Annotated in this window: 17 protein-coding genes; 3 read left to right on the forward strand and 14 right to left on the reverse strand. The window is 65.5% G+C overall.

What is annotated here, in order from left to right:
- Positions 1-15: 15 nt before the first annotated feature.
- From AC07O3_RS12935 to AC07O3_RS12985, 11 genes are read right to left on the reverse strand one after another with little or no spacing between them, the layout of a single operon-like run.
- Entirely contained in the window at positions 16-909 is an 894-nt protein-coding gene (locus AC07O3_RS12935; protein ID WP_495339481.1) for a class I SAM-dependent methyltransferase, read from the reverse strand.
- On the reverse strand, positions 906-1,481 hold the full coding sequence (locus AC07O3_RS12940) for a DUF1415 domain-containing protein (protein ID WP_495339482.1): 576 nt from the start codon (positions 1,479-1,481) through the stop codon (positions 906-908). Before AC07O3_RS12940 ends, AC07O3_RS12935 begins: the two co-directional genes overlap by 4 nt.
- Positions 1,478-2,737, reverse strand: a complete 1,260-nt coding sequence (locus AC07O3_RS12945; protein ID WP_495339483.1) for an MFS transporter — start codon at positions 2,735-2,737, stop codon at positions 1,478-1,480. The genes AC07O3_RS12940 and AC07O3_RS12945 overlap by 4 nt, the downstream gene beginning before the upstream one ends.
- Complete coding sequence (locus tag AC07O3_RS12950) at positions 2,734-3,864, reverse strand: deoxyguanosinetriphosphate triphosphohydrolase (RefSeq protein ID WP_489014523.1); 1,131 nt, start codon at positions 3,862-3,864, stop codon at positions 2,734-2,736. The genes AC07O3_RS12945 and AC07O3_RS12950 overlap by 4 nt, the downstream gene beginning before the upstream one ends.
- Complete coding sequence (gene aroB / locus AC07O3_RS12955) at positions 3,861-4,970, reverse strand: 3-dehydroquinate synthase (protein ID WP_495339484.1); 1,110 nt, start codon at positions 4,968-4,970, stop codon at positions 3,861-3,863. Before aroB ends, AC07O3_RS12950 begins: the two co-directional genes overlap by 4 nt.
- Before the next feature lie 35 nt (positions 4,971-5,005).
- Complete coding sequence (locus AC07O3_RS12960) at positions 5,006-5,554, reverse strand: shikimate kinase (protein WP_093048548.1); 549 nt, start codon at positions 5,552-5,554, stop codon at positions 5,006-5,008.
- Between the two features lie 23 nt (positions 5,555-5,577).
- A complete protein-coding gene (locus tag AC07O3_RS12965; protein ID WP_495339485.1) occupies positions 5,578-7,728 on the reverse strand; it encodes a type IV pilus secretin PilQ in 2,151 nt (716 codons plus the stop codon).
- Positions 7,725-8,264 (reverse strand): pilus assembly protein PilP, encoded by a 540-nt coding sequence (locus AC07O3_RS12970; RefSeq protein ID WP_093048542.1) that lies wholly within the window; start codon positions 8,262-8,264, stop codon positions 7,725-7,727. Before AC07O3_RS12970 ends, AC07O3_RS12965 begins: the two co-directional genes overlap by 4 nt.
- Complete coding sequence (locus AC07O3_RS12975) at positions 8,261-8,938, reverse strand: type IV pilus inner membrane component PilO (protein WP_093075886.1); 678 nt, start codon at positions 8,936-8,938, stop codon at positions 8,261-8,263. Before AC07O3_RS12975 ends, AC07O3_RS12970 begins: the two co-directional genes overlap by 4 nt.
- 6 nt (positions 8,939-8,944) lie before the next feature.
- Positions 8,945-9,565 carry a PilN domain-containing protein gene (locus AC07O3_RS12980; protein ID WP_093048536.1) on the reverse strand — a complete coding sequence of 207 codons (621 nt, stop codon included), beginning with the start codon at positions 9,563-9,565 and terminating at the stop codon, positions 8,945-8,947.
- The gene (locus AC07O3_RS12985; protein ID WP_093048533.1) at positions 9,562-10,641 is read right to left on the reverse strand and encodes a pilus assembly protein PilM; all 1,080 of its coding nucleotides are present in this window, start codon (positions 10,639-10,641) and stop codon (positions 9,562-9,564) included. Before AC07O3_RS12985 ends, AC07O3_RS12980 begins: the two co-directional genes overlap by 4 nt.
- A 239-nt stretch (positions 10,642-10,880) precedes the next feature.
- Between AC07O3_RS12985 and AC07O3_RS12990 the strand changes: the two genes are divergently transcribed.
- Complete coding sequence (locus AC07O3_RS12990) at positions 10,881-13,289, forward strand: penicillin-binding protein 1A (protein WP_495339486.1); 2,409 nt, start codon at positions 10,881-10,883, stop codon at positions 13,287-13,289.
- 16 nt (positions 13,290-13,305) lie between these two features.
- Here the strand turns inward: AC07O3_RS12990 and cyaY are convergent, their stop codons facing one another.
- Positions 13,306-13,638, reverse strand: a complete 333-nt coding sequence (gene cyaY / locus AC07O3_RS12995) for an iron donor protein CyaY (RefSeq protein ID WP_093048527.1) — start codon at positions 13,636-13,638, stop codon at positions 13,306-13,308.
- 36 nt (positions 13,639-13,674) lie between these two features.
- Between cyaY and lptM the strand changes: the two genes are divergently transcribed.
- Entirely contained in the window at positions 13,675-13,941 is a 267-nt protein-coding gene (lptM, locus tag AC07O3_RS13000; protein ID WP_306455268.1) for an LPS translocon maturation chaperone LptM, read from the forward strand.
- Between the two features lie 8 nt (positions 13,942-13,949).
- Positions 13,950-15,224 (forward strand): diaminopimelate decarboxylase, encoded by a 1,275-nt coding sequence (gene lysA, locus AC07O3_RS13005; RefSeq protein WP_495339630.1) that lies wholly within the window; start codon positions 13,950-13,952, stop codon positions 15,222-15,224.
- A gap of 10 nt (positions 15,225-15,234) precedes the next feature.
- Here lysA and msrQ read toward each other — a convergent pair whose 3' ends face one another.
- Both msrQ and msrP read right to left on the reverse strand, forming a co-directional pair.
- Positions 15,235-15,900, reverse strand: a complete 666-nt coding sequence (gene msrQ, locus AC07O3_RS13010; protein ID WP_495339487.1) for a protein-methionine-sulfoxide reductase heme-binding subunit MsrQ — start codon at positions 15,898-15,900, stop codon at positions 15,235-15,237.
- 28 nt (positions 15,901-15,928) lie between these two features.
- Complete coding sequence (msrP, locus tag AC07O3_RS13015; RefSeq protein WP_495339488.1) at positions 15,929-16,951, reverse strand: protein-methionine-sulfoxide reductase catalytic subunit MsrP; 1,023 nt, start codon at positions 16,949-16,951, stop codon at positions 15,929-15,931.
- Positions 16,952-16,962: the final 11 nt, after the last annotated feature.

Below are 16,962 nucleotides of genomic sequence, written 5' to 3' on the forward strand. Positions count from 1 at the left end.
GTTGCGCGCCGGCGCTCAGGCGAGACGGAAGCGCGTGTCGCCCAGCGTGTCGAGCCCGAACTGCGCCAGCAACTCGCGCAGCCGCGTCGCCGCACTCGCCTTGCGCTGGCCGGTGTAGCGCGCCAGGATCAGTTCGTTCTTCATGCTGTGCTCCCAGCCGACCAGTTCGGTCACGGTGACGCTGTAGCCGTTGGCTTCGAGATACAGGCAGCGAAGCACGTTGGTGAGCTGGCTGCCGATTTCGCGCGTGTGCAGCGGATGGCGCCACAGCTCGGCCAGCGGCGTGCGCGAAAGCGCCAGCGCCTTGGTTTCACGCAGGCAGGCGGCCACTTCGGCCTGGCAGCAGGGCACGAGCACCATGCAGCGCGCGTTCTTGGCGAGGCCGAAGGCGATGGCATCGTCGGTGGCGGTGTCGCAGGCGTGCAGCGCGGTGACCACGTCGATCTGCTCCGGCAGCTCGCTTGCCTGCGCCGATTCGGCCACGGTGAGGTTCAGGAACGACATGCGGTCGAAGCCCAGCCGCTGCGCCAGCGCGCGTGAGCGCTCGACCAGTTCGCCGCGCGTCTCGATGCCGTAGACATGGCCGCTGCTGCCCTGCCGCGCCCGGAAGAACAGGTCGTAGATGATGAAGCCGAGGTACGACTTGCCCGCGCCATGATCGGCCAGCGTTGCGCCTGCGCCCTCTTCCGGCAGCTCGCGCAGCAGTTGCTCGATGAACTGGAACAGGTGGTAGACCTGCTTGAGCTTGCGCCGCGAGTCCTGGTTGAGGCGCCCCTCGCGGGTGAGGATGTGCAGTTCCTTGAGCAGCTCGACGGACTGGCCAGGGCGCAGGGCATCGGCCAGTTCGGCATCAGCCTTTGCGGCCTTGTTCGTCTTCGTCACCGGTTTCGATGCGGCTTTGGTATTCATGGCCTGGCACTCCCGGGGCCGACGTCGAGCGCCGCCCAGCCATCGGACCCCAGCGCTTCGAGCGTGTCGATGTTGCGCTCGAAGATGGCCTCCGCCTCGGGGAACGCCTCGACCGCGCGGCTCACGCTGTCCTCGCGCAGCAGGTGCAGCGTGGGGTATGGCGCGCGGTTGGTGGCGTTGCCGAGGTCGTCGGCTTCGGTGCCGGCGAACTGGAACTGCGGATGAAAGCTCGCCAGCTGGAACACACCGTCGAAACCGGCGCGCACAAGCCGGCGTTCGGCACGCGCCGTGAAATCGTTGAAGTCCAGGAAATCGGCCAAGGTATTCGGTGCAATCAGAAGTGTGGTGTCGCGCACGGCGGCGTCGAGCGCTGCGAGGTCTTTGGCTTCGGCCAGCAGCGCGTCCATCAGGTCGGCCGCTTCGGCGGGTTCGTACACGGCGTAGTGGATCTGTGCCTTCACGTGCACGGCCTTTGCGAAGGGGCACAGGTTGAGGCCGATCACCGCGCGTTCGAGCCAGCGCCGCGTGTCGGCTTCGGCCTGGGCGGCTGCAATTGTCGTCGGATGGGTCATGCCATCTCCGCCGCAGGGCGAATCCGCCCCAGTCGCCGCGCGATCGCCATGCCGGCCAGCGAACAGGCCAGCGTGGCCGTCCAGGTCCAGTGCCAGCCGCCAACGCGGTGGGCCAGCCACGCTACCGCGGGCGGAGCCAGGAACTGGCCAAGCGACGATGCCTGCTGCATGAGGCCGACGGTCGTCGACACGGTGGTGGGCCCGGGTGCCAGCCGCACCCCCAGCAGGAACAGCGTGGCCGGCACCATGCCACCGCCCAGCGAGAAGGCGCAGACGGCGATGTAGCGCAGCGCGGGCGGCAGGCCCAGGGCGTCGGCGCCCTGCCCTGCTTGCGCGAAGGCGGCCACGCCGCCCAGCGCCATCGTCAGGAAGCCGAGTTGCAGCAAGCGCTCGGGCGCCACGCCGCGCTGCAGCCAGCGGCCGCCGGCGATGTTGCCGACGATGTTCATGGCGGCCGCGAGCGCGGTCAGCACCGCGTTCCAGGCAGCCGGCACGCCCGCACCCGCATAGATGGCGGGCAGGAAGCCGATGACAGCCATCCATTGCGACGAGTACACGGCGAACGTCAGCGCAACCAGCCAGGGTGCGCGCGCACCGACAGTGGAGCGCAGGCGCGATGACCAGCCTTCGCTGGGCTGGCCTCCCACTGCCTGACGGGTTCGATCACCAGGCACGACCGTCCACACCCAGAGCGCAGCACCAGCCGACACGACCGACAGCGCCCACCACCAGCCCGTCCAACCGCCCCAGGCGATCAGGGCGGGCCCAAGCAGCAGCGCAAGGGCCACGCCGAGCGGCATATAGGCGCCCCAGAGGCCCAACGCCGCCTTGTCCGCGCCCGACGGGGTCAAGGCACGGATCAACCCCGGTCCCGGCATGACCGCCAGCAGGAAGCCGATGCCTTCGATGCCGCGCAGCAGAAGCAGCCATTGCACGGCGTGCGCGCCGCCATCTGCGCTGGAGCCGACCAGGCCTCCCAGCAGGCTCGCGACCGTCAACACGAACAGCCCCGTCAGCATGCTGCGGCGCAGGCCGATGGTGTCTGCCGCAAGCCCGACCAGCAGCCCCAGGGTCATGCTCGCGACCTGAACCAGTGACAACAGGAATCCCGCCTCGACCAGGCCGATGCCGAGCGATGCCTGCAGCGCCGGAACGGCCGGCGGCAATTTGCCCAGATGCAAGGCTCCGCTGACGCCGCCCAGCAGGACGGCGAAGGCCGCGGCGGGAACGCGCGGACGTGCTGCGACGGAACTCACGCGATCCCCCGGCGACCGGTGAGCCGCTCGTGCTCGCGCACAGCGAAACGGTCGGTCATGCCGGCGATGTAGTCGGCCACGGCTCGGTGCCTGTCGCCGCGCTCGGCGAAGGAAGTTGGCATTTCGGCACTGCGCTCGAGATAGGCCTCGAACAGCTCCCGCACCACGTCACGCGCCTGATCGGTGGTCTGGGTGACCTGCGGATGCCGATAGAGGTTGTGGAAGAGAAAACGCTTGAGGTCTTCCGACTGGGCCTGCATGGTGCCGCTGAACGCGACGACAGGCGGGGCCTTGCGCACCGCGTCGGCATCGACCGGCGCGAGGGCTTCGAGCGCCGCGCGCGTCGCGTCGATCACGTCGTAGACCTGCGCGCTCAGCATGCGCCGGATGGTCTCGTAGAGCACGCGCCGGCCCTGCAACTGCGGATGCTCGGCAAGCGCCTCACGGCGATGGCGCTCGAACAGCTCGACCTCGGACAGTTGCTCGACGCTGATGAGCCCCGAGCGCACGCCGTCGTCGATGTCGTGGGCGTTATAGGCGATGGCGTCGGCGAGGTTGCACAGCTGCGCCTCGAGCCCCGGCTGCGTGCGGTCGAGAAACCGCCGGGCCACGCCGTTGGGCTCGGCCGCCTCCAGACGCTCCGCATTCGCACGCGAGCAGTGCTTGAGGATGCCCTCGCGGGTCTCGAAGCTGAGATTCAGTCCGTCGTACTGAGGGTAGCGGTGCTCCAGCGCATCGACCATACGCAGGCTCTGCAGGTTGTGCTCGAAGCCACCATGCCCGGCCATGCAGTCGTTGAGCGCGTCCTGGCCTGCGTGCCCGAAGGGCGTGTGGCCCAGGTCATGCGCCAGGGCAATCGCCTCGACCAGGTCCTCGTTGATTCGCAGGGCCCGGGCGATCGAACGCCCCAGTTGGGCGACTTCCAGCGAGTGCGTGAGCCGGGTGCGGAACAGGTCGCCCTCGTGGTTCAGGAACACCTGCGTCTTGTAGACCAGCCGGCGAAAGGCCGTGGAATGCACGATGCGGTCGCGGTCGCGCTGGAAGGCATCGCGCGTGGGCGCGGGCGGCTCGGCATGCCGACGGCCGCGCGACTGCGCGGGCAGGCAGGCATAGGCCGCGAGGCTCATCCCGCGCAGCACTGCGCGAGCACTTCGCGCACCAGCGCGTCGGGCGCGCTGCGGACCACGGCGGAGCCGGGCCGGTCGATCAGCACGAAGCGGATCTCGCCGGCTTCCGATTTCTTGTCGACGCGCATCAACTCCAGATAGCGTTCGGCACCCAGCGCAGGGCCGACGATCGGCAGGCCGGCGCGCTCGATCAGGCGCGTGAGCCGCTCGACGAATGCAACATCGACGCCCCCGAGCCGCTGCGACAGGTGCGCCGCCAGGACCATGCCGCAGCCGACGGCCTCGCCGTGCAGCCATTCGCCATAGCCGAGGCCCGATTCGATCGCGTGGCCGAAGGTGTGGCCGAAATTGAGGATCGCGCGCAGGCCGGTTTCGCGCTCGTCCTGGCCGACCACCAGCGCTTTGATTTCGCAGCTGCGCTTGACGGCGTAGGCCAGCGCGGCCGGGTCCCGCGCAACGAGGGCGTCGATGTTCGCCTCGATCCAGTCGAAGAACGCCATGTCGTGGATCGGGCCGTACTTGATGACTTCGGCCAGGCCGGCACTCAGTTCGCGCGGGGGGAGCGTCTGCAGCGTGGACAGATCGCACACGACGAGCTGCGGCTGGTAGAACGCGCCGATCATGTTCTTGCCGAGCGGGTGGTTGATGGCCGTCTTGCCGCCGACCGAGGAATCGACCTGCGCCAGCAGCGTGGTCGGCACCTGCACGAAAGGCACGCCGCGCATGTAGCTGGCGGCGGCGAAGCCGGTCATGTCGCCCACCACGCCACCGCCCAGGGCGAACAACACGGTCTTGCGGTCGCTGCCATGTCCCAGCAGGTCGTCGAAGATCAGGTTCAGGGTCTGCAGGTTCTTGTAGACCTCGCCGTCGGGCAACTCGAGCAAGTGCACGGTACGGAAACGGCCCGCCAGGGCAGTCTGCAGCGCCTTGGCGTAAAGCGGCGCCACTGTGGTGTTGCTGACGATCAGGGCCGTGGCCGCGGCGGGCGTGACGGCAAAGCTCTGGGGATCGTCCAGCAGGCCAGCGCCGATCAGGATCGGGTAGCTGCGGTCGCCGAGTTGGATGTCGACGCGTTCTGGCGAAGCGGAAAGTACGAGCAGGGACATGGGCAGCGAGTTTAGGCGCTGCGGCCCGGGCGGGCTCAGGCGGGGGGCTCTTCGGGGTGGGCACCAGGCTCGACGACGCCCGCCAACTCCAGCTGCATCACGATGATGTTCACCAGCATGGCGATCGACGGGCGGCCTGTATCAACCACGTCGTGGGCCGTTTCCCGATAGAACGGGTCACGCGCATCGTGCAGTTCGCGCAGCCGGCCCAGCGGGTCGGCCACCTGCAGCAGGGGCCGCTTGACGTCGTGGCGCAAGCGCCGGAACAGGTCTTCGGGGGAGGAGCGCAGGTAGATCACGTGGAAGTGATCGCGCAACTGGGTGCGGTTGGCCTCCCGCAGCACCGCGCCGCCTCCGGTCGCCAGCACGCCCTGGGCATTGGCGGCCAGGTCGGCGATCACGGTTTGTTCGAGATCCCGAAAGGCTACTTCGCCCTCGCGCTCGAAGTAATCGCGGATCGAGCAGCCTATGCGCTGCTCGATCACGTGATCGGTGTCGATGAACGGAAGGTCCAGCCGCATCCCCAGGCGCCGGCCCACTGCGGATTTTCCGGCGCCGGGCAAGCCGACGAGTGCGACCGCCACGCGGTGGCTGCTACGCCCGCGCGTCAGCGCGCGGCGTTGCGGTCGGTAATCATCTTCGGGGTGATAAAGACGAGCATTTCGGTCTTGTTGGCAACGCGTTCGCGCTTGCGGAACAGTGCCCCCAGGTAGGGCACTTCACCCAGCACCGGCACGCGCGATTCGTCATTGGTTTCGGTGAGCTCGAAGATACCACCGATGACGACCGTACCGCCGTTCTCCACCAGCACCTCGGTCTGCACGTGCTTGGTATTGATTGCCGGACCTGCCGAGGTATTCACGCCGCGGGCGTCCTTGCTCACGTCCAGCGTCAGGATGATGTTGCCTTCCGGCGTGATCTGCGGCGTGACTTCAAGCTTCAGCACCGCCTTGCGAAACGAGATCGAGGTGGCACCGCTGGACGTGGCCTGCTGGTAGGGGATTTCTTCACCCTGCTCGATCAGCGCCTTGGTCTGGTCGGCCGTGATGACACGGGGGCTGGACACCAGCTTGCCCTTGCCGTCGGCTTCGAGCGCCGAGATTTCGAGGTTCAGCATGCGCGAGAAGCTCGAATTGAAGAGCGAGATCGCGAAGGTGCCCGCCGCGTTGCCGGTACCGCCTGCATCGCCTGCCGGGAGGTTGATGAAGTTGGAATTGGTGAAGGTGCTCGTAGCCGTGCTGGCGCCGCCATTGGCACCCGCCGTGACGATGGGCATTACGCCGACGTTGCCATAGGCCCGATTGCCGGCGGACGATGCAAAACGCTCGCCGGAGATACCGCCGCCCAACCGCACACCGAGCGACTTGCCGAAGGTGTCAGAGGCTTCAACGATCCGGGCCTCGATCAGCACTTGGCGAACCGGGATGTCCAGCTTCTGGATCAACTCGGTCACCTGAGCCAGGCGCGACGGGATGTCCGACACGAAGAGCTGGTTGGTGCGCGACTCGGCGATGACGCTGCCGCGGGGGCTCAGGATGCGCGTCGTCGTACCGCCGCCACCGCCACCGCCCGATGAAGCACCCGTGCCCGTCAACCCCTGCGCGATGGCAATCGCCTTGGTGTAGTTGAGCTGGAACGACTGGGTGCGCAGCGGCTCCAGATTCTCGATCGCGGCCTTGGCCTCGAATTCAAGCTTTTCCTTGGCGTTGATTTCATCCTTGGGCGCGATCCACAGCACGCTGCCGTTCTTGCGCATGCCCAGGTTCTTCGCCTGCATGATGATGTCGAGAGCCTGGTCCCAGGGCACGTCCTTCAGCCGCAGCGTCAGTGCGCCGTTCACCGAATCCGAAGTCACGATGTTGAAGTTCGTGAAATCGGCAATCACCTGCAGCAGCGAACGGATTTCGATGTTCTGGAAATTGAGCGACAGCTTCTCGCCGTTGTAACCGACGCCTTGCGTCAGCTTGGTCGGATCGACCTTGCGGGCGCGGACTTCGACCACGAACTGGTTCTCGCTCTGATAGGCGCTGTGCTCCCAGTCGCCCTTGGCTTCGATCGTCATGCGGACGCGGTCGCCCGATTGCTGCGAGGTGATCAGCTGGACCGGCGTTCCGAAGTCGGCCACGTCGAGGCGGCGGCGCAGCCCCTCTGGCAGCGTCGACTTGGTGAACTCCACAACGAGGTTCTTGCCCTGCTGCTTGACGTCGACACCGACCTGGTTGTTCGGAAGATCGACGATGACGCGGCCCGTGCTGTCGGCGCCAAGGCGGAAATCGACGTCGCGCAACGGCAACATGTCCCGGTTGCGGTTTTCAGCGAAAGTCGTGGCGGCAGACGTGACAAGCGCCGAACCGGCCACCGGTTCGAGAATGACCAGCAGCGACTTGCCCTGGATCTCGGCCTTGTACGCAGTCGCCTGCTTCAGGTTCAGCACCACCCGGCTGCGTTCACCGGCCTGGACCACGTTCACCGAGCGCAGGTTGCCCTGGTTCACTTCGATGGCAGAGCGGCCGATGGCGTTCGTGACACCCGGGAAATCGAGCGCAATGCGAGCCGGCGTTTGCACGGCAAACCCGGCGGGCACCGCGGTGAGCGGCTGCGCAAGGTCGATGCGGATCACTTCCGCACCGGACTGTGTCGAGCTGGTCACGGCCTCGATGGCGTTTTGCGCATGGGCCACGGCCAATGCACCGAAGGCCAGCAGACCCAGGCCGGCAGCGCGCAGCCACTGTGCCATCGTTGATTTGTTTTGGTTCATTTCGCACTCTCTTGCAGCTGCAGCGTCGCGACGCGTTCGATCCATTCACCGGCGGCGTCTTGCACGATTTCACGCAAGGCGACTTCGGTTTCGTTGATACGGGTAATGCGCCCGTAGTTGAGTCCCAGGTATTCGCCGACGCGCACCTTGTAGAGCAGCTTGTCGACACGGACCAGCGCCACCGGCTGGCCGTTGCGGTTCATGCTGCCGACCATCGCCATCGAGTCGAGCGGGAAGGCTTCGAGCGCCTCCTTGCGGCGAGCCAGTTCGGGCGCAATCAGCTCCGACGTGCTCGGCTGGTTCGAGTCGCGGCGCAGCGCCTGCGTCAGCTTCAGGATGTTGAAAGGTTCGAACGACGAGGCTTCGGTATAGGCCTGCGGCGTGAACTTTTTGGGCTCGGAAATGGGCGGCACCGAAGGCTTCACCTGGGCGCGCTGTTCGGCCATCCAGCGTTGCAGGTCGTCCTGGCCCGAATCGCAGGCACTCAGCCCCAGCGCGGCCATCGTCAGCCACAGTACTTTGGCGGCGATCTTCATTTCTTCGCCTTCGGCGCAGCGGCGCGCTTCTGCGCGGCCCGCTCGTCTTCATCGAGGTAACGGAAGGTGCGTGCGGTGGCGTCCATCGTCAGCACGTCCTTGTCCTTTTGCGGGGTGACGGTGATGTTGTTCAGCGTCACGATGCGCGAGAGGCCGGCGACGTCAGCTGCGAAGGCACCCATGTCGTGGTACCGCCCGGTCACGCGAACAGCGATCGGAAGCTCGGCGTAGTAGTCCTTGACCGATACCTGCCCCGGACGGAACAGCTCGAACTGAAGGCTGCGGCCAAGACCTGCCTGATTGATGTCCGACAACAGGGCGTCCATTTCCGCCTTGCTGGGCAACTGCTTCTCGAGCAGGGTCACGTACTGCTGCACCTGTTCGCGCTGCTTCTTCAGCAGCTCGAGGTTGGCCGCCTGGGCCACCTTCTTCTGGTAGTCGGCCTTGAGCGCAACTTCCTTGGAACGTTCGCTTTCGAGCTCGTCGTTCGAATTGGTCAGCCAGACAAACCACAGGGCGACCAGTACCAGCGCGGTGACCGCCAGGCAGAGCGCGTACCGGGGCACCGGCGGCCACATCGACGGATCGTTCGGGTTGAGCCCGCGGAACTGTTCGCCGAAACGCTGCAGCGCAGCGCCGACATCTATTTTTTGGGAGGGGCGATTGCTTGCCATGATCGGTTACCCCTTGGATTGCGCCGTTGCGGCCAAGGCCTTTTCGGCAGCGGCCTTTTGAGCATCGGTGGGGCGTTTCAGGCCAATGCGCATCGTGAAGTTCGCCACGCGGCGCTGGTCGCGCGGATTCAGGTTCACATTTGCCGAAGTGATTTCGACCAGCTCCGGCTTCACGAGCCATGGGCTGTTGTTGCCCAGGTTGCGCAGCAACTCCGAGACCCGCTCGTTCGACTGGGCCATGCCTTGCAGCGTGACCGTCTGGTTGTCCTGCTTCATGCTGGTCAGGTAGACGCCATCGGGCAGTTGCCGGACCAGTTCGTTGAGCAGGTGCACAGGCAGGTTACGGTCGCCCTGCAGGTCTTCGACGGCCTGCTGGCGCGCGCGCAGCGCCGCGATTTCTTCCTGCAGCGTCGAGATTTCCTTGATCTCGACCTCGAGCTTCTTGATCTCGGCCGAGAGGAAGCTGTTCTTCGATTGCTGCGCCGCGATCTGGGCTTCGAACCAGAGGTAGCCCAAGCCAGCAATCAGAAGACCGAGCACCGCTGCGGCGCCCAATGTGCCAAAGAAAGCCTCGCGCCGCCGCTTGCGTGCAGCTTCGCGGTGCGGAAGCAGATTGATGAGGATCACTGCAGGAACCTCCGCATGGCCAACCCGCAAGAGGTCAGATAGGACGGCGCCTCGCGACGAACCTTCTTCTCGCGGATGTTCGAACTGAAGTCCATGCCGTCGAAGGGATTCAGGAGCGAGCAGGCGAACGAGGTCTGTCGCGTTACGGCGTTGGTCAGGCCCGGCAGCGATGCCGATCCACCCGCCAGCAACACATAGTCGACACGGTTGTGCGGCGTGCTCGTAAAGAAGAACTGGAGCGCACGCGCGATTTCCTGCGCGATGCCTTCCACAAAAGGCTTGAGCACACCGGAACCGTAGTCGTCGGGCAGATCGCCGCTGCGCTTTTTGGCTTCGGCTTCTTCAGCGGAGAAACCGTACTGGCGCACGATCAGTTGAGTGAGTTGCGCGCCGCCGAACGCCTGATCGCGGTCGTACAGCACTTCCTGATTGCGCAGCACCTGCATGCTGGTGGTAAAGGCACCCACTTCGAAGAGCGCCACGATCGAATCCACGCCCTTGCCAGGCAGTTGCTCGATCAAGCGGGCGGTTGCCAGGCGCGATGCATAAGACTCGACGTCGAGGATCATCGCCTTCAGGCCGGCGGCTTCCGCCAGGCCTTCGCGATCCTGCACCTTTTCCTTGCGGGACGCGGCAATCAGCACTTCCACGTCGCCGGCGGACGTGGCGCTCGGCCCCGTGACGCAGAAGTCGAGACTGACTTCGTCCAGCGAGAACGGGATGTACTGGTTGGCCTCGGACTCGACTTGAATCTCGAGCTCCTGCTCGCTCATACCGCCCGGAAGAATGATCTTCTTGGTGATCACGGCCGACGGCGGCAGTGCAAGCGCCACATTGCGCGTGCGCGTGCCGCTCTTGCGGACGACGCGCCGGACGGCTTCCGCCACTTCGTCGAATTTCTCGACGTTGCCGTCAGTGATCCAGCCACGTTCCAGGGGCTCGATGGCGCAGCGCTCCAGGACCAGCTTGCCGCTGGCCTCACGGCCGAGCTCGACCAGCTTGACGCTGGACGAACTGACATCCAGCCCAAGCAGGGGAGCGTTCTGACGACGAAACAATGATCCAAGAGCAGCCAAGTTAAGTCCCTCTCCCCCTGTATTTGTAACCAATAGAAAAATGTGCGTTCGGTTGCATGCTAGCAGCAGGCGTAGCGGCAACCAAGCAGCGCCGGGGGGCAAAACCCTGAAGCGTTGTCAAAACCTGACGTCAAATCCGCATTTTGTAACTTTTGAATTATGGCGATGCAAGGGCAGCAAAGATCGGATCGTGAAAAGAGGACGGCTTTTTATAATGTCCGGTGACTCTCCGGCCCCTCATGCAAGAAACTTCAAGCCCCAAAGGGCCAGCCAAGACCCCTCCCTCCAAGCGCCCGACCTGGCTGAAATGGCTGTTGCGCTTTTTCTTCTGGGGGTTCGGCATTGCCGCGGCCGGTGTGCTGGCGGTGCTTTGCGTGGTGGCGGTGGCTCTTGCCGTCGCGTATCCGAACCTGCCGGACATCAGCGAACTCTCCGACTACCGGCCCAAGCTGCCGCTGCGAGTGTTCTCGGCTGAAGGCACCCTGATTGGCGAATTCGGCGAGGAACGCCGCAATCTCACCCCGATTTCCGCCATTCCCAAGGTCGTGAAAGACGCCGTGCTCGCGGCCGAAGATGCACGCTTCTACGACCACGGCGGCGTGGACTACAAGGGCATGGTGCGCGCGGGCCTGGCCAACATGAATCGCGTGAAGAGCCAGGGCGCGTCGACCATCACGATGCAGGTAGCACGCAACGTCTACCTGAGCTCGGAGAAGACGCTCACCCGCAAGATCTACGAAGTGCTGCTGACCTTCAAGCTGGAGCACCTGCTCACCAAGGATCAGATCTTCGAGATCTACCTGAACCAGATCTACCTCGGCAACCGCGCCTACGGCTTCGCCGCCGCCTCCGAAGCGTATTTCGGCAAGCCGCTGCAAGAGCTCACGATCGCACAGGCCGCCATGCTGGCCGGCCTGCCGAAGGCGCCGGGTGCGAACAACCCGGTCAACAACCCACAGCGTGCACGCGGCCGCCAGTTCTACGTGATCGACCGCATGCAGGAGGCCGGCTTCATCACCGCCGAACAGGCCGCCGAAGCCAAGAAGGAAGAACTGCATCTGCGCGATGCCGCCGACCCGAACCGCCTGCACGCCGAATACGTCGCGGAAACCGTGCGCCAGCTGATGTACGCCCAGTACGGCGACAGCACCTACACGCGCGGCCTGAAGGTCTACACCTCGCTGGTCGCGGCCGACCAGGCGGCAGCCTACAAGGCACTGCGCAAGGGCATCATGGACTACGAGCGCCGCCAGATCTATCGCGGCCCCGAGAAGTTCGTCGATCTGCCGAACGACGCCAAGGAACTCGACGAGGCGGTGGACGACGCACTCAGCGACCACCCCGACAACGGCGACGTGATGGCGGCGGTCGTGCTCAAGGCCACTGCCAAGCAGATCGACGCCGTGCGCGGCAACGGCGACCCAGTGCAGATCACCGGCGACGGCCTCAAGCCTGCGCAGTCCGGCCTCTCCGACAAGGCCCCGCCCAATATCAAGATCCGCCGCGGCGCGGTCATCCGCGTGGTGAAGACGCCCAAGAACACCTGGGAAATCACCCAACTGCCAGAGGTGGAAGGTGCCTTCGTCGCCATGGATCCGCGCGACGGCGCCATCAAGGCACTGGTCGGCGGTTTCGATTTCGGCAAGAACAAGTTCAACCACGTGACGCAGGCCTGGCGCCAGCCGGGCTCGAGCTTCAAGCCATTCATCTATTCCGCGGCGCTTGAAAAGGGCTTCACCCCGGCCACCGTCATCAACGACGGCCCCCTCTTCTTCGACGCCGGCACCACCGGCGGCCAGCCCTGGGAGCCCAAGAACTACGGCGGCGGCTACGACGGTCCGATGTCGATGCGCACCGCGCTGATGAAGTCGAAGAATCTCGTGTCGATCCGCATCCTGCAGTCCATCGGCACGCGCTACGCGCAGGAGTGGATCACCAACTTCGGCTTCGACAAGGACAAGCACCCGGCCTACCTGCCGATGGCGCTCGGCGCGGGCTCGGTGACGCCGATGCAGATGGCGGTGGGCTATTCGGTGTTCGCCAACGGCGGCTACCGCGTCAATCCGTATCTCGTGACCCGCATCACCGACCACAAGGACAAGGTGCTGGTCGACAAGCAGCCGCCGCTGCTCAACGAGTCGCTGCGCGCCATTCCCCAGCGCAACGCCTTCATCATGGACACGCTGCTGAATTCCGTGGCTCGCGCCGGCACCGCGGCCAAGGCGCAGGCCATGCTCAAGCGCCCCGACCTCTACGGCAAGACCGGCACCACCAACGACTCGCTCGACGCCTGGTTCGCCGGCTTCCAGCCGACCATGACGGCCATCTCCTGGATCGGCTACGACACACCGCGCAACCTGGGCGACCGCGAAACCGGCGGCGGCCTGAGCCTGCCGATCTGGATCACCTACATGGAAACCGCCATCAAGGGCGTGCCGGTGACAGAGCTGTCGGCCAACCCGCCTTCAGGCATCGTGAGCGTCGGCGGCGAGTGGTACTACGACGATTACGCGCCGGGACGCGGCGTGGCAAGCCTGGGCGTGGAGTCCACGCCTGCGGCGCCAGCGGAAGCCCTGACCGGCGCCCCGGTGAGCCCGCCGGCCCCGCCCGAGGAGCGCAACCGCATCCTCGATCTTTTCCGCAACTGACGGCGGAGACGCAGAATCAGGCAGCCGCGAACGCCAGCGGCTGGCCTGCCTGCAGGGTCGCCTCGCGCGACAGGTTGCCGAAGAATTCTTCCCCGGTCTTGGTATCGACCCAGACTTGGCCGTTATGGCGGTAGTGGTAGCCGCCAGAGCGCGCGGCAAGCCAGATTTCCTGCAGGGGCTTTTGCAGATTCACGATCAACTGACTGCCATTGCGAAATGAAATCGTGATCATCCCGCCCACCCTCTGGTTGTCGATGTCAGCGTCGGTCGCATCGTTGATGCGGTCGCAGCCTTGCTCGATGGCGGCGAGCGCGGCTTCGGCGCGGTCCATGTACTCGGTGTCGGTCATTACAATTTCGCTATGTTGAACGTTCGCCAAATTCTAGTGAGCACTCGCGCCCGCGCTGCGCTCATGGTCTGCCTCGTCGCAGGCGCTGCCGGTCTGGTTGCTTGCGGACAGCGCGGTGCGCTGTACCTGCCGACCGATCCTGCCGCCGCCGGACGAGCCACGTTGCCGCAGCTGATGACGCCCGAAAGCTTGCGGTCGTCATCCTCCTCCAGCGAGGCTGCGCCCGCACCAGCGGCTGCCGCAAGTGCACCGGCCGCCGCTGCCAGCGCACCGGCCAGCAACAGCACGGAACCGCGCAAGTGAGCGCCGATATCACATCCCCCGTCCTCCCCGGCCAGCCGCACATCGCAGAACGCGATGGCGCGCTGCACGTCGAAGGCGTTGCGCTCGACGCGCTGGCCCGCGAGCACGGCACCCCTCTTTTTGTCTACTCGAAGCAGTGGATGCTGGACGCCCTGGCGGCCTACCAGCGCGGCTTCGAAGGTCGCGATGCGCTGATTTGCTATGCGATGAAGGCCAATTCGTCGCTCGGCGTGCTGCGCGTTTTCGCGGAAGCAGGCTGCGGCTTCGACATCGTCTCGGGCGGCGAACTGGCTCGCGTTCTGGCCGTGGGCGCCGATCCGAAGAAGATCATCTTCTCGGGCGTCGGCAAGACCCGCGCGGAAATGCGCGAAGCCCTCGCTGCCGGCATCGCCTGCTTCAACGTCGAGAGCGAAGCCGAACTCGACGTGCTCAACGAAGTGGCGGTGGCCGAAGGCAAGCGCGCGCCCATCAGCATTCGCATCAACCCGAATGTCGATCCGAAGACGCATCCGTACATCTCCACCGGCCTCAAGGGCAACAAGTTCGGCATCGCGCACGATCGCGCGGTCGAAGCCTACCGGCATGCTGCAAGGCTGCCGGGCCTGGAAGTGGTCGGTATCGACTGCCACATCGGCTCGCAGATCACCGAAGCCTCGCCCTACCTCGACGCCTGCGATCGCGTGCTCGACCTGGTCGAGGCAATCGAAGCGGCCGGCGTGCCGATCCATCATCTGGACTTCGGCGGCGGCCTGGGCATCGACTACAACGGCGAAGTGCCGCCCAAGGCCGATGCGCTGTGGCAGCAGTTGCTCGCCAAGCTGGACGCGCGCGGCTTCGGCCAGCGCAAACTGGTGATCGAGCCCGGACGCTCGCTGGTCGGCAATGCCGGCGTGTGCGTGACCGAGGTGCTCTACACCAAGCCCGGCGAGGACAAGAACTTCTGCATCGTCGATGCGGCCATGAACGACCTGCCGCGCCCCGCGATGTACCAGGCCTTCCAGCGCATCGTGCCGGTGCGCACGCGCGCTGGCGACGCGCCGACCTACGACGTGGTCGGCCCGGTCTGCGAAAGCGGCGACTGGATCGGCCGCGACCGCGCGCTCAACGTGGTGGCGGGCGACCTGCTGGCGGTGCTGTCGGCGGGCGCGTACTGCATGAGCATGTCCAGCAACTACAACACGCGCGGCCGTGCCGCCGAGGTGCTGGTGAGTGGCGCCAGCGCCAGGCTGATCCGCCGTCGCGAGACGATGGAAGACCAGCTGCGCAGCGAGATCGACGGCTGATTGCCGTCCGTCAGTTGGTGCGCAGCGGCTTCTCGCTGTTGCGCACCGCGCCCGTTGCCGCTGCTGTCGGCTTCGCCTTGCGCTTGCTCGCAAAATTCCACACGCGCCACGCAAGCAGCACCCCGATGATCGCAACGTAGACGAACACTTCGGCGAAGTTGTTCTTGCCCGCGCGCATCCAGAAGAAGTGCAGCAGGCCCAGGCCCGCGATCACGTAGACCAGCTTGTGCAGCATCTGCCAGCGCTTCGCCCCCATCGCCTTGATCGCGCGATTGAACGACGTGGCCGCCAGCGGCGTCAGCAGCACGAAGGCCGAGAAGCCCACCAGGATGAACGGCCGCTTCGCGATGTCCTTGGCAATGTCGCCCCACTCGAAACCCATGTCGAACCAGCTGTAGCACAGCAAGTGCAGCACCACGTAGAAGTAAGCGAACAGGCCCAGCATGCGCCGGTAGCGTGCAAGCGCGTTCCACTTGCTGATGACGCGCAGTGGCGTCACCGCCAGCACGATGCAGATGAAGCGCAGCGTCCAGTCGCCGGTGGCACGGATCAGGAACTCGGCAGGGTTGGCGCCGAGCCCGTCCGTGAACGCGCCGTAGGCCAGCCGCGCGAACGGCAGCAGGCACAGCAAGAAGATGACCGGCTTGGTCGCCGGATGCATGAGCAGCTTGTTCATGGAGCGATGGCCGGGTGCAGAGGCAAGCTCAGTAGTTCTTCTTCAGGTCCATGCCCGCATAGAGCTGGCCGACCTGGGCTTCGTAGCCATTGAACATCTCGGTCTTGCGCCGCTTGGCAAACAGGCCGCCGCCGTCGCCGATGCGGCGCTCGGTCGCCTGGCTCCAGCGCGGGTGGTCGACGTTCGGGTTCACGTTCGAATAGAAGCCGTACTCGTTGGCCGCAGCCTTGTTCCACGCCGTGCTCGGCTCCTTTTCGACGAAGCGGATCTTCACGATCGACTTGGCCGACTTGAAACCGTACTTCCACGGCACCACGAGCCGCACCGGCGCGCCGTTCTGGTTGGGCAGCACCTCGCCGTACATGCCGAAGGCAAGCAGCGTGAGCGGATGCATCGCTTCGTCCATGCGCAGGCCTTCGGTGTAGGGCCAGTCGAGCACGCGCGAGCCCACGAAGGGCATGGTCTTGGGGTCGGCCAACGTCACGAACTCGACGAATTTGGCATTGCCCTGCGGCTCGACCTTCTTGATCAGCTCGGCCAGCGAATAGCCGACCCACGGAATGACCATCGACCAGCCTTCGACACATCGCAGGCGGTAGATGCGCTCTTCCTGCGCGCTGAGCTTGAGCAGGTCTTCGATGCCGTACTTGCCCGGCTTCTTGACCAGGCCTTCGACCTCCACGGTCCACGGCCGCGTCTTCAGCTTGCCGGCGTTCTTGGCCGGATCGGCCTTGTCGGTGCCGAACTCGTAGTAGTTGTTGTAGGTCGACGCGTCCTTGTAGTCGGTGAGCTTTTCCATCGACATGGCCCCCGGCACCGCCGACTTGGCGCCCGGCAGCGGCGCGAGCTTGTTAGGGCGCTCGGCCTGAGCCCACGCTTCGCGCGAGGCAAAACCGGCCAGCGCCGCCCCTGCCGCGCCACCAGCCATGAGCTTCAGCATGTCGCGCCGGCTTTCGTAGGCGGCGCGCGGCGTGATCTCGCTCGACAGCGGGTGGGTGAAGCCGTTGTCGCTGCTGCTGTTGCGACGGATCGGGCGGGAATGGAACGACATGACAGGCCTTT

Source organism: Variovorax sp. GW821-FHT09D05 (assembly GCF_059416325.1).